The organism is Teichococcus globiformis (assembly GCF_042646265.1).
Lineage (GTDB): Bacteria > Pseudomonadota > Alphaproteobacteria > Acetobacterales > Acetobacteraceae > Pseudoroseomonas > Pseudoroseomonas globiformis.
In genome coordinates, this window is the sequence record NZ_JBHRTN010000018.1 from 160,890 (window position 1) to 176,984 (window position 16,095).

General features: G+C 67.8%; 13 protein-coding genes and 1 other RNA gene. All 14 read left to right on the top strand.

The features are described from left to right. Positions 1–516 precede the first annotated feature (516 nt). Positions 517–1,269 carry a TerB family tellurite resistance protein gene (locus ACFOD4_RS14965; protein ID WP_379597637.1) on the top strand — a complete coding sequence of 251 codons (753 nt, stop codon included), beginning with the start codon at positions 517–519 and terminating at the stop codon, positions 1,267–1,269. Further along, positions 1,266–2,024: an N-acetylmuramoyl-L-alanine amidase gene (locus ACFOD4_RS14970; RefSeq protein WP_379597639.1), complete on the top strand. Its 759-nt coding sequence runs from the start codon at positions 1,266–1,268 to the stop codon at positions 2,022–2,024. Before ACFOD4_RS14965 ends, ACFOD4_RS14970 begins: the two co-directional genes overlap by 4 nt. Before the next feature lie 99 nt (positions 2,025–2,123). After that, an RNA gene (gene rnpB / locus ACFOD4_RS14975) (RNase P RNA component class A) lies at positions 2,124–2,530 on the top strand. Positions 2,531–2,823: 293 nt separating this feature from the next. Beyond that, positions 2,824–3,300, top strand: a complete 477-nt coding sequence (mraZ, locus tag ACFOD4_RS14980; RefSeq protein WP_379597641.1) for a division/cell wall cluster transcriptional repressor MraZ — start codon at positions 2,824–2,826, stop codon at positions 3,298–3,300. Next, positions 3,297–4,232: a 16S rRNA (cytosine(1402)-N(4))-methyltransferase RsmH gene (gene rsmH / locus ACFOD4_RS14985; RefSeq protein WP_379597643.1), complete on the top strand. Its 936-nt coding sequence runs from the start codon at positions 3,297–3,299 to the stop codon at positions 4,230–4,232. Before mraZ ends, rsmH begins: the two co-directional genes overlap by 4 nt. After that, on the top strand, positions 4,232–5,047 hold the full coding sequence (gene ftsL / locus ACFOD4_RS14990; protein WP_379597645.1) for a cell division protein FtsL: 816 nt from the start codon (positions 4,232–4,234) through the stop codon (positions 5,045–5,047). The genes rsmH and ftsL overlap by 1 nt, the downstream gene beginning before the upstream one ends. 4 nt (positions 5,048–5,051) lie before the next feature. Continuing rightward, positions 5,052–7,097, top strand: coding sequence for a peptidoglycan D,D-transpeptidase FtsI family protein (locus ACFOD4_RS14995; RefSeq protein ID WP_379597646.1), 2,046 nt, complete (start codon positions 5,052–5,054; stop codon positions 7,095–7,097). Continuing rightward, positions 7,087–8,565 (top strand): UDP-N-acetylmuramoyl-L-alanyl-D-glutamate--2,6-diaminopimelate ligase, encoded by a 1,479-nt coding sequence (locus tag ACFOD4_RS15000; protein ID WP_379597647.1) that lies wholly within the window; start codon positions 7,087–7,089, stop codon positions 8,563–8,565. Before ACFOD4_RS14995 ends, ACFOD4_RS15000 begins: the two co-directional genes overlap by 11 nt. Beyond that, entirely contained in the window at positions 8,562–9,947 is a 1,386-nt protein-coding gene (locus ACFOD4_RS15005) for a UDP-N-acetylmuramoyl-tripeptide--D-alanyl-D-alanine ligase (protein WP_379597649.1), read from the top strand. The genes ACFOD4_RS15000 and ACFOD4_RS15005 overlap by 4 nt, the downstream gene beginning before the upstream one ends. Next, on the top strand, positions 9,944–11,032 hold the full coding sequence (mraY, locus tag ACFOD4_RS15010) for a phospho-N-acetylmuramoyl-pentapeptide-transferase (RefSeq protein ID WP_379597651.1): 1,089 nt from the start codon (positions 9,944–9,946) through the stop codon (positions 11,030–11,032). The genes ACFOD4_RS15005 and mraY overlap by 4 nt, the downstream gene beginning before the upstream one ends. Continuing rightward, the gene (gene murD, locus ACFOD4_RS15015; RefSeq protein WP_379597653.1) at positions 11,032–12,423 is read left to right on the top strand and encodes a UDP-N-acetylmuramoyl-L-alanine--D-glutamate ligase; all 1,392 of its coding nucleotides are present in this window, start codon (positions 11,032–11,034) and stop codon (positions 12,421–12,423) included. Before mraY ends, murD begins: the two co-directional genes overlap by 1 nt. Continuing rightward, complete coding sequence (locus ACFOD4_RS15020; RefSeq protein ID WP_379598868.1) at positions 12,420–13,544, top strand: FtsW/RodA/SpoVE family cell cycle protein; 1,125 nt, start codon at positions 12,420–12,422, stop codon at positions 13,542–13,544. The genes murD and ACFOD4_RS15020 overlap by 4 nt, the downstream gene beginning before the upstream one ends. Continuing rightward, positions 13,541–14,653: an undecaprenyldiphospho-muramoylpentapeptide beta-N-acetylglucosaminyltransferase gene (gene murG / locus ACFOD4_RS15025; protein ID WP_379597655.1), complete on the top strand. Its 1,113-nt coding sequence runs from the start codon at positions 13,541–13,543 to the stop codon at positions 14,651–14,653. Before ACFOD4_RS15020 ends, murG begins: the two co-directional genes overlap by 4 nt. A 1-nt stretch (position 14,654) precedes the next feature. Then, positions 14,655–16,091, top strand: a complete 1,437-nt coding sequence (murC, locus tag ACFOD4_RS15030; protein WP_379597657.1) for a UDP-N-acetylmuramate--L-alanine ligase — start codon at positions 14,655–14,657, stop codon at positions 16,089–16,091. The last annotated feature ends 4 nt before the right edge of the window (positions 16,092–16,095 follow it).

Genomic DNA, 16,095 nt, shown 5'->3' on the forward strand with positions numbered 1-16,095 from the left:
GTGAGGAAACAAGCCCAGATTCGCGATAGGCGTTTGGCGTTTGGACCCACCCTCAGGTTGTGGCGGCACGTCGCCATTATATAAGGTGTGGAGAACTCGCCGACATTGATCGCCACACGCGAGTCTGTGCGGCTCTTCCACTCCTCTCTGCGTGTGCTGTTCGCGGAGCAGACAGCAACGCGCGTTGCATCCAGTTGCTGGGTTGTCCGGAAAGAACCAGGCCGCCATGCCGGTTCGAGGATGGTGCGACATGTTGTGGGCGATGCCATCGACCGCTTTCACCGGACCTGCCCTCCCGCTGCCCCACTTCCTTTGTTTCGCGCTGGTGCCGCGGGAAACAGAACCATCCTCTGACCGCCAGTGGCCCGTCGCGCAAGAGCAGGACCCTGACAGGCTTGTGCCCACAGCCGGGCACCTGCCGCCATGGCAGGCGGAGCCTCGGCATGGTAGGGGTGTCATGCGGTGTCCACACAACCGTCCATCGGGGCCGGGAGCTGGGCAGGGAGGCACTGAGGCTTGAGCTTCTGGGGCAAGATCCTGGGCGGGGTTACTGGCTTCGCCATGGGTGGTCCGTTCGGTGCGGTGGTCGGCGCAGCGCTTGGCCATGCGGCGGAGAACGGGCGCGGCCCCGAGTTGGATTCGCGGCCGGAAGCCATTGCGCGCATCACCAACCGCGATCAGCTTTTCTCGATCAGCGTCATCGTCCTGTCGGCGAAGCTCGCCAAGTCTGACGGCGTGGTGAAGCGGGAGGAGATTGACGCCTTCAAGCGTGCCTTCCGCATCCCGCCCGAAAACCAGCGCCATGTCGGCATCCTGTTCGATAAGGCGCGCGAGGATGCCGACGGTTTTGAACCCTATGCCCGGCGCATGGGCGAGGTGTTCCAGGACAACAAGGCGATGCTGGAGGAGGTGCTGGCGGCACTGCACCAGATCGCCCGTGCCGACGGACCGATGACCCGAGGCGAAGCGGCCTTCCTGACCAAGGTGCGACAGGGCTTCCGACTGGACGAGGCCAGCGCCGAGCGCGCCCGCGAGCAGCGCCCTGCGCCCGCGATCGTTCGCGGTCCCGATCCTTATGCGGTGCTGGGCGTGAAGGCCGGCGCCACAGACGAGGAAGTGCGTCTGGCCTGGCGGCGGCTGATGCGCGAGCATCACCCCGACAGCTTGGCGGCAAGGGGTGCCTCCTCCGAGATGGTGCGCCGGGCCTCGGAAAAGGTGGCGGAGATCAATGCCGCATGGGATCGCGTGAAGCGGGAGCGGCGCTTGTGAGCTCCGGTGGCGCGCACCGCCCCGCCGCCGCCGCACCCGAGTTTCGCCAGCGCCCGAGTCCCAACCACGATGCGCGGCCGGCCGGAGAACCGATCGACATGCTGGTGCTGCACTACACCGGCATGCGCAATGCGCGGGATGCGCTGGAGCGGCTTTGCGACCTGGAACCGCCGGCCGGCCTTCCTCGCGTGTCCTGCCACTACCTTGTTGAGGAAGATGGACTGGTTTGGCAGCTGGTTCCGGAGGAGCGCCGCGCCTGGCATGCCGGCCAATCGTTCTGGCGCGGCCATTCCATGTTGAACGGGCGCAGCATTGGCGTGGAGATCGTCAATCCAGGCCATGAATGGGGCTATCGCCCATTTCCCTTGCTGCAGATGGCGGCGGTGGCCGAGTTGTGCCTCGGCATCCTGGCGCGTCATCCGATCCCGCCGCGCAATGTGGTGGCCCACGGCGACGTGGCCCCAGACCGCAAGCAGGATCCGGGTGAGTTGTTCGACTGGGAAGGTCTGGCCAGTCAGGGAATCGGCTTGTGGCCGGAAGCTGTACCGGGGGACGACCCCGCTCTTCCCCTTCAAGGCTCCGCCCGCGCCGCAGATCTGTTGGCGCGAATCGGCTACCCGGTCGATGCCGCGCAGCCCCGGCTGGCCATCGAGGCGTTCCAGCGGCATTGGCGGCAGGAACGCGTGGATGGCCGGGCGGATGCCGGGACGCTGGCGCGGCTCGAGGCCGTCGCGGCGCTGGTGGAACGCCCTTAGCTGAAGCCGAAGCATATCTCGCCGACCTTTTGCCAAGGCATCGCAGCTGGCTGTTAAATGGTTGACTTTCCAGGGCGAAAGACGCAAATCCCCGCAGCGTCAGGTGGCTGGGCGGCCGCTGGCTTCGGGCTGGACCCGAGGTTGGAGGAAAGTCCGGGCTCCACGGGAATACGGTGCCGGTTAATGGCCGGCGGGGGCAACCCCAGGGACAGTGCCACAGAGAACAGACCGCCGGGCCGGCTTCGGCCGCATCCCGGCAAGGGTGAAACGGTGCGGCAAGAGCGCACCGCGCCCCTGGCAACAGGGGCGGCACGGTAAACCCCACCGGGAGCAAGGCCGAATAGGGATGGCCGGCGGGCAACCCGCATAGGTTGTGCCGCAGGGGCGTTTCCCGCCCTGCCGTCCGGGTTGGCCGCGAGAGGCGTGTCGCGAGGCACGTCCCAGAGGAATGGTCGCCCAGTCCCGCAAGGGATGGACAGAACCCGGCTTACAGGCCGCCTGACGCCCGTCTTTTCCAATCCCTCACAAATGTCCGACCCCATTCCACGGGACTGGCAACTCGCATCGTAAATTCATGATTTTTTTGAATCTCGCGGACCCGTGAGCAGGGGTTTTATGCTTGATGACCCATACAGACCCAGGTAATCTCCATTTTATCCCATGAACGGTCCGGAGCTCGGGGGGGCGAGGGATCGAATTCCAGGGGATGGTCGGGCGAGTCGGCGGGGTCGGGGGGCCTCGTCGACCCCTCTCTCGGTCATCGACACAGATCTGCCGCAAGGGGGCATGGCGGCTTCGTATGGCCCGTTTCCTGGGTACCCATATCAACCGGCTGGATCGGAAGGGGCGAGTCTCCGTTCCTGCGCCGTTCCGTGCCGAGCTGACCCGGGAAGACTCGGAAGAGCTGATCTTCGTGCCGTCGCACCAGCATGCGTGCATCGACGCGTATACCAGCAAAGCCTTTGACGAGCTGGTGGAGAAGATCGAAACGCTCGACGAATTCTCAGAAGATCGTGACGACCTTACCGCCACGCTCTACGCCGACAGCCACCCAGTCCGGCCCGATTCGGAAGGACGCATCATGATGCCCGAGTCGCTGATCGTGCATGCTGGATTGACCGAAAGCATCGCCTTTATCGGCATGGGCAAGAAATTTCAGATCTGGGATCCCGAGGCCGCCAAAACGCGCAACAACGGGGCACGCCAGCGCGCCGCGGACAAGGGCCTGACCCTTCCCGGACGGCCGATCTCCCGCACTGCGGAGGGAGCGGCATGAGCGGGCACCTGCCGGTGATGCTGCAGGAAGTGCTGGCCAGCCTCGCCCCGCGCAATGGCGGTATCTACGTGGACGGCACCTTTGGCGGCGGCGGCTACAGCCGGGCCATCCTTGGCGCCGCGGATTGCACGCTGTTCGCGATCGACCGCGATCCGGATGCCATTGCCCGCGGCGCAGCGCTGGCCACGGCCTGTTCAGGCCGGCTGACGCTGGTTGAAGGGCGCTTCGGCGAAATGCTCGATCTGCTCGGCAACCGCGGTGTGACGCGACTCGACGGCGTGGTGCTGGATCTGGGCGTCTCCTCCTTTCAGCTCGACCAGGCGGAGCGCGGCTTCTCCTTCCGTGCCGACGGACCACTCGACATGCGAATGGAGAAGAGCGGGCCTTCCGCCGCCGATCTCGTGAACCGCCTGCCGGAGGCCGAGCTCGCGACGCTGCTCTGGGAGCTCGGGGAGGAGCGGCATTCCCGGCGCATCGCCCGGACCATTGTTGCCGCGCGGCGCGAAGCGCCGATCGAGACGACAGGGCAGCTGGTGCGCATCATCCACGGTGTGATGCCGCGGGATCCTTCCGGAATCGACAGCGCCACGCGCTCCTTCCAGGCGCTTCGCCTCAAGGTCAATGACGAGCTGGGCGAGGTGGAGCGCGGCCTCGCCGCTGCGGCGGAGTTGCTGGGCCCCGGCGGCAGGCTGGTCGTGGTCGCCTTCCATTCGCTGGAGGACCGCATCGTGAAGCGGTTCATGCAGAACGCTGCCGGCCGTTCCCCTGGCGCGTCCCGCCACGCTCCTTCCGCCATGCTGGGTCCGGCCGCGAAGCCGGGCTTCCGCCTGATCACCACCAACGCGCAGCGCCCGGGGGAGGCCGAGACATTGGCCAATCCACGCGCCCGCTCGGCCCGGCTGCGGGCGCTTGAGAAACTGGAGACGGCCTGATGTTCCGCCCCCTGACCATGGTTGCCATCACAGCCTTCAGCCTGGTCGGCTGGCACGTCTACCAGGCAGAGGATGCCGCGCAGCAGCTGGAGCGCGAGCATCGCGACGTCATGCGGCGCATCGAGTCGGCCCGCGAGCGTACCCTGGTGCTCCGCGCCGAATGGGCCATGCTGAACGAGCCGGACCGCCTGCGTCAGGTCGCGCAGTCGCATCTGCCGCTCTCCAACATGACGCCGCAGCAGTTCCTGCGCATGGGCGACCTGGAGAAGCGATTGCCGGCGCCGGTCGCCTTCGCCGGTCCGATCAGCCTGTTCGGTAATCCGCCCGACACTGCCATCGCCGAACTCGGGCCGGAAGCCGCGCCGGCTGCCGAAGCGGTGCCGGTTGCCGTGGCCGCTCCCCGTCCGTCCATCCGCCCGGCCGCCGTAGAGCACCAGCCCTCGGCCGAGCCGGCGCCGCGTCCGGTGTCCCGCCCCACGACCTCCCCCGCGGAGCCGCCCCGTGCCGTCGCCACGCGCATCGAGCCCAAGCCTGAACCGCGCCGCGCCGTCGCTGTTGCCGAGCCGGCACCTGTCCGCTCCGTACCGGCTCCCCAGCCCATCCCACGCGGCCCTGTGCTGGCGGAAACCCAGTCGCGCGGCGACGGTGGGCTGATGCGCACGGCGTCCGCCGCCTTGCCGATGGGCCGGGCCATGGCGGCGCCAGTTCCTGCCCCGGCGCCTGCTTATGGCTCATCGCTGGGCTATGCCGGCGGCGGCATGGCGCCGCCGGTGCCGATGGGCCGCCCGGTACCCGTGAGCGGCTGGAGCCGCTGAGCCCATGGCACAGATCCATCCTCCCTGCCCCGACTCGCTCCCGCTCCGGCGCCCCGTAGGTCAGGATGGCGCCGGAACGGATCTTGCCGGGGCCGCCACCGTGGTTCGCGTGACGCAGCCCGACCTGAAGCGCCGTCGCGAGCTGGAGCGCAGCCGTGGGAGGCTGGTGCTGGCGTCGCTGGGTTTCGGCGCCCTGTTCCTCGCGGTCGGGATGAAGGCGACCTGGTCCACCGTGGTTGCTCCGGCAGAGCCTGTGCGGCTGAACGCTGCGCTGCGCGCGATGTCGCCACCGGTGGCGCAGGGGGTGCGCCGCGCTCCAGTCACCGACCGCAATGGCGAAATCCTGGCCATCTCGCTTCCGGTCACGGCGCTGGTGGCGAATCCGCGCGTCATCCACAATCCCGTGGAGGTGGCGCAAAGGCTGCACGCCGTGATGCCGCACCTGGAGCGCGACCGGCTGGCCGAGCGCCTTTCAGGCGACCGCGGCTTCGTCTACATCACCCGCAGCATGACGCCGCGCGAGCAGCAGAGCGTCATCAACCTCGGCATCGCCGGGCTGGATTTCGAGGAAGCCGAGCGCCGATTCTACCCGCAGGGCCGCGCCGCCGTGCACGTGCTCGGCAATGTCGACGTTGATGGCAATGGCATCTCCGGCGTCGAGCGCACCTTCGACGAACGCCTGAGGTCGGACCCGACCACGCCGCTGAAGCTTTCCATCGATGTGCGCGTGCAGCTCGCAATGCGCGATGCGGTGAACCAGGCGATCAAGGACTTCAACGGCATCGGCGGTGCGGGCGTGGTGCTCGACATCAACACCGGTGAGGTCATCTCCATGGTGAGCCTGCCGGATTACGATGCGAGCAACATCGGTGAAGCCGAGCCCGACCAGCGCTTCAACCGCGTGACGGTGGGTCTCTACGAGCCGGGCTCGACCTTCAAGCTACTCACCGCGGCGGCCGCGCTCGAATACGGTACTTCAAACGTCAACACGTCGATGTTCGACGCATCGAAGCCAATCCGATACGGCCGCTTCACCATCACCGACTACAAGGGCAAGAATCGCTGGATCTCCTTCCCCGAGATGCTGGCCTATTCGTCGAACCTAGGTGCTGCGCGCATGGCCGAAGGCTTCGGGCCTCAGCGCCAGCGCGAGTTCCTGAAGAATGCCGGCATGCTGGCACGGCAATCGGTCGAGCTGCCGGAGCGGGCAACGCCGATCGCGCCGCCCGCCAATCACTGGCGCGACATCAACATGTACACCATCTCCTTCGGCCACGGCATCAGCGTGACGCCGCTGCACGTGGCAACGGGAATCTCCGCCGTAGCGAATGGCGGCATCCTGCGGCAGCCAACGCTGATGGCCTTGCCGCCCGGCGCCGAACGGCCCGGCACGCGCGTCATCAGCGAGGCGACCAGCGCGACCATGCGGCGGCTGATGCGCCTGGTCGTCACCGACGGCTCCGCCAAGAATGCCGAGGTGCCGGGTTATTTCCTCGGTGGCAAAACGGGCACGGCGCAGAAGACGGGGCCGAATGGCGGCTACCTGATGAACAAGCGCATCTCCGCCTTCGTGGGCGCCTTTCCGATCCAGGCGCCACGTTACGCGTTGTACGTCATGGTCGATGAGCCGAAGCCGAATGCCAAGAGCTATGGCTACGCGACGGCCGGCTGGGTCGCCGCACCGGCCGCGAACACGGTGATCTCGCGCATCGCGCCGATCCTCGGCCTGGTGCCCGAGGATCCGACGAACCCGGCGATCGTGCAGGCGACGTCGATTCCGCTGCAACCTCGTGCCGTGGCGCGAACGGCGCCGGGAGGATCGCAGGCCGCTGCGCCCGCCGCCGCGCGCCCGATGCAGCCAGCGGCGCCGCGTCCGGCGACCACGCCGGTGGATGCGGGACGCGTTCATCCCCCGGTGACACCGCCAGGTGCGCGCAGCCTGCCAATGCCGAACCTGCCCGCCGAGCCCCGGGCGATGCCGCCCCAGCATCCTCTGCGGCTCACCTCGATCCAGCGGGAGCAGTCTGCCGGAGGCACCGTTGCGCCTTGAGGACCTCGCCTCCGCCGCCGGCCTGTTGCTGACCGGCGACGGCGCTGCCGGGCTGGAAGCAACCGGTCTCACGGCCGATAGCCGGGCGGTGCAGCCCGGCTTCGTGTTTGCGGCCCTGCCCGGCGCGCGAGCCGATGGCCGTGCCTTCATCGCCGACGCCGTTTCGTGCGGTGCCGTCGCCGTGCTGGCGCCGGAAGGCACGCCGTGGCCGCAAGGCGTGCCTGCTCGACCATTGCTGACCGCATCGGATGCGCGGCGTGCTCTCGCACTCATGGCCGCAGCGCTGCACGCAAGGCAGCCCGCAACCGCCATCGCCGTGACCGGCACCAACGGCAAAACAAGCACGGTGGATTTCCTGCGTCAGATCTGGAACCGCGCCGGGCTGAAGGCGGCCTCGCTCGGCACACTGGGTTTGCGCGCCGAAGGCTTTCCGCCAACGCCTTCCCTCACCACGCCGGACCCGGTGGCGCTGCACGTCACGCTGGAGATGCTGGTCGATGGCGGCATCGGGCATGTGGCGCTGGAGGCCTCCTCGCACGGCATCGAGCAAAGGCGGCTGGACGGGCTGCGGCTCCGCGCCGCCGGCTTCAGCAACCTGACGCGCGATCATCTCGACTATCACGGATCCATGCAGGCCTACGCGGCAGCGAAGCTGCGGCTGTTCGACACGGTGCTGGAGCCCGGAAGCACCGCAGTCGCGCACAGCGCGCTGGCGCCCGAAGCGATGTCCGCCCTTCGCGAGATCGCCGCGCGGCGCAATTTGCGCCTGCTTCAGGTGGGGCCGGAAGGCGATGCGATCCGCTTGCTGGAACAGTCGCCAACACCTGAGGGACAGGTGCTGGAAATCGACGCCTTCGGTGCGCGCCACAGGATCGGTCTTGCCCTGCCCGGACGCTTCCAGGCCGACAATGTGCTGCTGGCGGCCGGGCTGGCCGTTGCCGGGGGGCTGCCCGCCAGGGACGTGATGTCGCTTCTGCCCTTTCTGAACGGCGTCCGCGGCCGCATGGAGCGTGTGGCGGTTCTGCCGAATGGCGCCTCGATCTATGTGGATTACGCACACACGCCGGATGCGTTGGAGCGGCTGCTGGACGCGCTGCGCCCGCATGCGGCCGGAAAGCTGCATGTCGTGTTTGGCGCCGGTGGCGATCGCGACCCCGGCAAGCGGCCGTTGATGGGCGAAATCGCAGCGCGAATGGCAGATCGCGCGGTGGTGACGGACGACAATCCGCGCACCGAAGTGCCGGCCACCATTCGCGCGGCGGTGCGCGCCGGCATGACCGGCGGAGCCGAAGCCATCGAGATCGGTGACCGTGCGCGGGCGATCGCGGAAGCCATGGCGGCACTCGGCCCGGGTGATGTGCTGGCCGTGGCGGGCAAGGGGCATGAGCCCGGGCAAACCATCGGCACCGTAACGCACCCCTTCGACGATGCCGAAACGGTTCGGCGAATCGCGGGGATGGCGGCATGAGCGAACCACTCTGGACCGCAGCCGAATTGCGCGATGCCACGGGCGGCACTTGCCCCGACGGCGTCACGGTGGACAGCATCGGCATCGACAGCCGCGCGACCGGCCTCGGCGAGTTGTTCGTGGCGCTCCGCGACGCCCGCGACGGTCATGATTTCGTTTCCGACGCGCTGCGCCGTGGCGCCGCCGCCGCAATGGTCGACCATGCGCCTCAGGGCTTGAAAGGCAATGCGCCATTGCTGCAAGTGGCCGATACGCTGCAGGGCCTGGCGGCGCTGGGCACTGCCAGCCGTGCGCGCAGCCGGGCACGGATCGCAGCCATTACCGGCAGCGTCGGCAAGACAACCACCAAGGAGATGCTGCGGCATGGCTTGTCGGGGTTGGGCCGCACCCATGCCGCCGTCGCCAGCTTCAACAATCACTGGGGCCTGCCGCTGACGCTCGCCCGCATGCCGCGTGACGCCCAGTACGGCGTGCTGGAGATCGGCATGAACCATCGCGGCGAGATCGCGCCGCTGGCGAAGCTCGCCCGCCCGCATGTCGCCGCCATCACCACGGTGGAGCCCGCGCATATCGGACATCTTGGCAAGATCGAGGAGATCGCTGAGGAGAAGGCCGACATCATGCAGGGGCTGGAACAGGGCTCGGTCGTGGTGCTGCCGCGCGACTCGGCGATGTATCCGCGGCTGCAGGCACGGGCGCGGGCGTCCGGACTGACCATCCGCGGCTTCGGTGCGCACGCCGACGCCGAGGTGAGGCTTGTGGACTACAAGGGCGGCGCGGAGTCGGGCCAGGCCACCATCCATTTCGCTGGGACCACGCACCGTTTGCAGATCGCGGCGCCGGGGCGACATCTCGCGCTGAACGCCACGGCGGCGCTCGGCGTCGCGGCCGCACTGGGCATCGATCCCGCTGCTTTCGTGGCTGCGCTGGATGGCTTTCGGCCCGGAGCGGGACGCGGCGGGCGGGTCAGGCTCCACCTCGCCGGCGGCGAGGCGTTGCTGATCGATGACAGCTATAACGGCCAGCCCCCTGCCATGCGCGCCGGGCTCGGTGTGCTGGCGGCGCAGCCCGGGCGACGTATCGCCGTGCTCGGCGACATGCTGGAGCTGGGCGAGTATGGACCTGCGTTGCATGCAGGGCTGCTGCCCGATGTCCTCGCCGCCGCGGATCTGATCTTTTGCTGCGGGCCGCTGATGCGCGGCTTATACGACGCCCTGCCGGAAAGCCGACGCGGCGCCCAAGCGGAGCACAGCGATGCGCTGGCACCACTGGTGGCCGCGGCGGTGCGTCCGGGCGATGTGATTTTGGTGAAAGGCTCGCTGGGCAGCCGCATGGCGGTGATCGTCCGGGCCCTCGCCGCGCGTGAAGGGCTGCCCGCATGATCTTCAATTTCCTGTCCGGCTATGCGGACGGGTTCATCCTGTTCAACCTGTTCCGGTACACGACCTTTCGCGCCGGCGCGGCGTGCATGACCGCGCTGTTCTTCAGCCTCTTCTTCGGCCCTGCCATCATCAACTGGCTGCGCTCCTTCCAGAATGGCGGTCAGCCAATTCGCTCCGATGGGCCCGAGGGCCACATCCTGACCAAGAAGGGCACGCCCACCATGGGGGGCGTGCTGATCCTGACGGCGCTGCTGGGGGCCACCCTGCTATGGGCCGATCTCCGGTCCGGCCTGATCTGGGCAGTGATGCTGGTGACGCTGGCCTATGGCCTGCTCGGCTTCTGGGATGACTGGTTGAAGGTTACCAAGCGCAACACCAAAGGCGTTTCCGGTAGGGCGAAGCTGGCCGTTCAGGCGGGCGGCGGCTTGCTGGCAGCCATCTGGATCACCTGGCTGATGCCGTCCCAGATCAGCACTCACCTGGCCATTCCGTTCTTCAAGGACGTGATGATCAACTTCAGCATCTTCTTTCCCGTGCTGGCGATGCTGGTGATGATGGGTGCTTCGAATGCGGTGAACCTGACCGACGGGCTGGACGGCCTCGCCACCGTGCCGGTGATGATTGCTGCCGCTGTGTTCGCGCTGATCGCGTATCTGGTCGGCAACCGCGTCTTTGCGGACTACCTGCAGCTGAACGGCGTGCCAGGCACATCGGAACTGGCGGTTTTCTGCGCCGCGATGGTGGGCGCCGGGCTCGGCTTCCTGTGGTTCAACGCCCCGCCGGCTCGCGTCTTCATGGGCGACACGGGCAGCCTCGCCCTTGGCGGCGCACTGGGCGCCGTTGCCGTCGCCACCAAGCATGAGATCGTGCTGGCGATTGTCGGCGGGCTGTTCGTGGTGGAAACCGTGAGCGTCGTGATCCAGGTGTTCTGGTACAAGAGGACCGGGCGCCGCGTATTCCTGATGGCGCCGCTGCACCATCATTTCGAGAAGAAGGGCTGGGCGGAACCCACCATCGTCATCCGCTTCTGGATCATCGCCATGATCCTGGCGCTGGTCGGCCTGTCCACGCTGAAGATCCGCTGATGCAGCACGCCGCTCCCCTCGCCGCGTCACCTTTTCTGCCCTTTGCCGGACAGCGCATCGCCGTGCTTGGCCTCGGCCGGGCGGGGTTGCCGGCTGCGGCGCGGCTGCGTGACTGGGGAGCGGAGATCCTCTGCTGGGACGATCACCCGCCGGCGCGCGAGGCCGCCGCGGCGCGGGGTCTGCCATTGGGTGATCCGGCCGCGCAGCGGGGCTTTCCCTTCGATATGCTGTTGCTCTCACCGGGCATTCCGCATGAGGGTCTGAAGGCCCATCCGGCGGCAATCGCGGCCCGTGGAGCCGGTGTGCCTGTTCTAGCCGACGCCGAGTTGCTGTTTCGCGCTGTTCGCGCCCACAATTCCTCGGCGCGTTTTGTCGGCGTAACCGGCACCAATGGCAAATCGACAACCACGGCACTGATCCACCACCTGCTGCAGGCGGCAGGACGCAAGACCGCCGTGGGCGGCAATCTTGGTCCGGCGGCGCTGAGCCTCGACCTTCTCGGCGATGACGGCATCTATGTTCTCGAGATGTCGAGCTACATGCTGGAAAGGCTGCGCGACCTGCACTTCAACGTGGCCGTGCAGCTGAACCTTTCGCCCGATCATCTGGATCGGCATGGCGACATGGCCGGCTACGCCGCGGCCAAGGCCCATATCTTCGACAATCAGCAGTCGGAAGATGTTGCGGTGATCGGCATGGATGACGCATCCGGCGTCGACTTTGCCAGGGGGCGTGCGGCGCGCGTGGCGCCGGTCTCGGGCCATGCAGCGCAGCCGGGTGGCGTTTGGGCGGAGGACCGCTTGCTGCGGGATGCCGAGGGCGTGCTGGCGGACCTCGATACGGCCGGAGCCCTCCCCGGCCGCCACAACGCGCAAAACGCGGCAGCCGCCGCAGCAACGGTGTTGGCCCTCGGCCTGCCGCGAACAGCGATCGCATCCGGCCTCGTCACCTTCCCTGGCCTGCCTCACCGGCAGGAGCGGGTGGGCGCGCATGGCGGCATTGTTTTCGTCAACGACAGCAAGGCCACGAATGCCGACAGCGCGGAGCGCGCCTTGTCGAGCTATCCCCGGGTGGTGTGGATCGCCGGCGGCGTGCAGAAGGAGGGCGGCATCGCGCCGTTGGCGCCGCTCTTCGACCGCGTCGTGCATGCGGTGCTGATTGGGCAGTGCGCCGGTGATTTTGCAGCAACACTGGCCGCGCATGATGTGCCGCATGAAGTCGCCGGCACGCTGGACGCGGCGGTGCCCGCGGCTCTGCGGGCAGCGCGGCGTCTGGCGGCCGACACCGTTCTGTTGTCTCCCGCCTGCGCCAGCTTCGACCAGTTCACCGGCTTCGATGCGCGCGGCGACCGCTTCCGCGCCCTCGTCGCCCAGTTGCCGGAGACCGCCTGATGGCCCTGTCGCGCGCTGATACCTCCGTTCTCGGACGCTGGTGGTGGACGGTGGATCGCTGGACGCTGGCCGCGCTGATGACGCTGGTGGGCTTCGGCTACGTGATGCTGCTGGCCGCGAGCCCGGGCGTCGCGGAGCGCATTGGCGCCTCCTCGCGTGACATGTTCATCCTGAAGCAGGTGTTCTTTCTTGCGCTGGCGAGCGGCGTGATGATCACCATCTCGCTGTTGCCGGTGAAGCAGGTGCGACGTCTCGCCTTGCTCGGCTTCTTCGGTGCCCTGCTGATGACGGCCGCGACGCTGTCGATGGGGGTGGAGATCAAGGGTGCTCGGCGTTGGATCAACCTGCCGGGAATGACGCTGCAGCCTTCTGAGTTCCTGAAGCCCTGCTTCGCGGTGGTCGCGGCTTGGCTGCTGGCCGAGGCGCGGAGCAGCGGCTGGCGCGCCACCGCCGCCGCCTGCTTCCTGTTCCTGCTCGTGGCCGGCGTTCTGGCGAAGCAACCTGACATGGGCATGCTTGTGGTCGTCGGGTCGGTGTTCTGCGCGCAGCTTTTCGTGGCCGGCATCAACATGTTCATCGTCGCGGGCTGCGGCGTCGCCGGGATCCTGAGCGGTATCGCGGCCTACTTCGTGCTGCCTCACTTCCAGTCGCGCATCGACCGCTTCCTTAACCCGGAATCCGGCGACACCTACCAGGTCACCATCGCCATGGAAGCTTTCGGCCATGGCGGGCTGCTGGGCGTAGGCCCCGGCGAGGGACGATTGAAGGCTTTGCTGCCCGACGCGCATGCCGACTTCGTGTTCGCCGTTGCGGGTGAGGAGTTTGGCCTCGCCATCTGCCTGCTGATCCTGGCGGTGTTCGGCTTCATCGTGCTACGCGGGCTGCTGCGCCTGCTGGGCGAGAAGGACATGTTCATCATTCTGGGCGCCACCGGCCTGTTGACGCAGTTCGGGCTGCAGGCCTTCATCAACATGGCCTCCGCGCTGCACCTGATCCCGACAAAGGGTATGACGCTGCCCTTCATCTCCTACGGCGGTTCCTCGGTGGTAGCCGTGGCGCTGGGTATGGGCATGCTGCTGGCCATGACGCGGCGGCGCCTCATGCGGACGGACGGGGAGTGAGCGCGCCCATCATCATCGCCGCCGGCGGCACCGGCGGGCATTTTTTTCCGGCCGAGGCACTGGCTGCGGAACTGCAGCGCCGCGGGTACCGCATCTCGCTGATGACCGATGCGCGCAGCGGCGAATATGCCAGCCCCGCCTTCGCCGATGCGGAACGCTTTGTGCTGAAAGGCGCCGGACTTGCAGGCCGCGGCCTCAGGCGTGCGACGGCCGGCGCCCTGGCGCTTGCTGCCGGAACCCTGCAGGCGCGCAAGCTGTTGCAGGCCCTGCGACCCATGGCGGTGGTCGGCTTCGGTGGATATCCCTGTGTGCCGCCGCTGTTGGCGGCGCGTACCCTCAAGCAACGTCCTGTCACTGTGCTGCACGAGCAGAACGCCGTGCTTGGCCGCGCCAACCGGATGTTGGCGCGCAGTGCCGATGTTCTGGCTCTGTCCTTCGCCGGAACAACCCGCGTGCCGCCCGGCGCGCGCAGTGAGGTGGTGGGCAATCCGGTTCGTCCTGCGCTGGCAGTGCTGGTCGGGCGGGGCTTCGTTGCGCCACAGGGTTCGTTGCGGCTGCTGGTGCTGGGTGGCAGCCTCGGCGCGCGGATTTTCTCCGAGGTGGTTCCGGAGGCGGTTACGCTGCTACCCCCTGCGTTGCGTGCTCGGCTTTCCATTGTGCAGCAGTGCCGCGCCGAGGATCTGCCGCGTGTCCGTCAGACCTACGAGGGTCTCGGCATCCCGGCACAGCTGGCGCCGTTCTTCGGCGACGTCGCCGGCCACTATGAAACAGCCCACCTGGTGATTTCCCGTGCCGGGGCCTCCACCATCGCCGAGCTGGCCTGTGCCGGCCGGCCGGCCGTGCTGGTGCCACTGCCGCACGCCATTGATGATCATCAGACCGCCAATGCCCGCGCCCTCGCCGGGGCTGGAGCGGCGAAGCTGATGCCGCAGGCGGAATGCACGCCACAGAACCTCGCCAAGGTGCTTGAGCACTGGCTGGGGCAACCGGATGCGCTGAAGGCGGCCGCGTCGGCCGCGTCCGGCCTCGCTGCCCCAGACGCCGCCTCGCACCTGGCCGATCTTGTTCTCTCCCGCGCGGAAGCGCGGCGTTCCCAGGAAGTCTCGTAAGATGCGTGCCCTGCCGCTCAACATCGGTCCCATCCACTTTGTCGGCATCGGCGGCATCGGCATGTCGGGCATCGCCGAGGTGCTGCACAATCTAGGCTACCAGGTGCAAGGCAGCGACATTGCCGAAGGCTACAATGTCGAGCGGCTGCGCGCCGCCGGCATCACGGTCATGGTCGGGCACGACGCCGGCAATCTGGGATCCGCGCAGGTGGTCGTCACCTCGACCGCCGTGAAGCGCGACAATCCCGAAGTGCTGGCGGCCCGGCAGCGCCTCATCCCCGTGGTACGTCGCGCGGAGATGCTGGCCGAGCTGATGCGCCTGAAGTGGGGCATCGCGATCGGTGGTACCCACGGCAAGACCACCACCACCTCGCTGGTGGCCACTGTGCTGGAAGCCGCCAAGCTCGACCCCACCGTGATCAATGGGGGCATCATCAACGCGTACGGCACCAATACGCGCCTGGGCGCCGGCGACTGGATGGTGGTGGAGGCGGATGAGAGCGACGGCTCCTTCCTGCGCCTGCCGGCGGTCGCCGCCGTGGTCACCAATATGGATGCCGAGCACCTCGACCATTGGGGCACCGAGGAGGCCATGAAGCAGGGCTATGCCCAGTTCGTCGGCAACATCCCCTTCTACGGCTTCGCCGTTCTGTGCGCGGACCATCCCAATGTTCAGGCGATGATCCCGCATGTTGATCGCCGCCTGATCACCTATGGCTTCTCGCCCCAGGCCGATGTTCGCGCGGAGCGCCTGATTTCCGACCGCATGGGCGCTACCTTCGAGGTGACGGTGCAGGATCGCGCAACGGGCCGCAGCCGCGCGCTGAAGCCGATGCGCCTGCCGATGCTGGGCCAGCACAATGTTCAGAACGCCTTGGCTGCCATCGCGGTCGGCATCGAGATGGACATCGACGAGGGCACGATCCGCTCGGCACTGGCCGGGTTCAAGGGGGTGAAGCGGCGCTTCACCCGTGTCGGCGAATCCAACGGCGTCCAGATCATCGACGATTACGGGCACCATCCGGTGGAGATCGCCGCCGTGCTGAAGGCCGCGCGGCAGGCCGGAGCACGCGACGTCATCGCCGTGGTGCAGCCACACCGCTATTCGCGGCTGAAGCAGCTCTTCGAGGAATTCTGCCAGTGCATGAATGATGCCGGCACGGTGATCGTGGCCGATGTCTACGCGGCCGGCGAGCAACCGATTGCGGGCGCCGATCGCGATGCCCTGGTGGACGGCCTGCGCGCTCACGGCCACCGCAGCGTCGTGCCGCTGCCGGGACCGGACAGCCTGCCGGAGATGATCAACGCCATCGCGAAACCGGGCGACTATGTGGTGTGCCTCGGGGCCGGCAACATCACGGGCTGGGCTCATGCCTTGCCTGAGAAGTTGCAGGAGTTGCAGCCGCGCGGCCCGCGCCGTGCCGGGAGCACGCGGTGAGCCG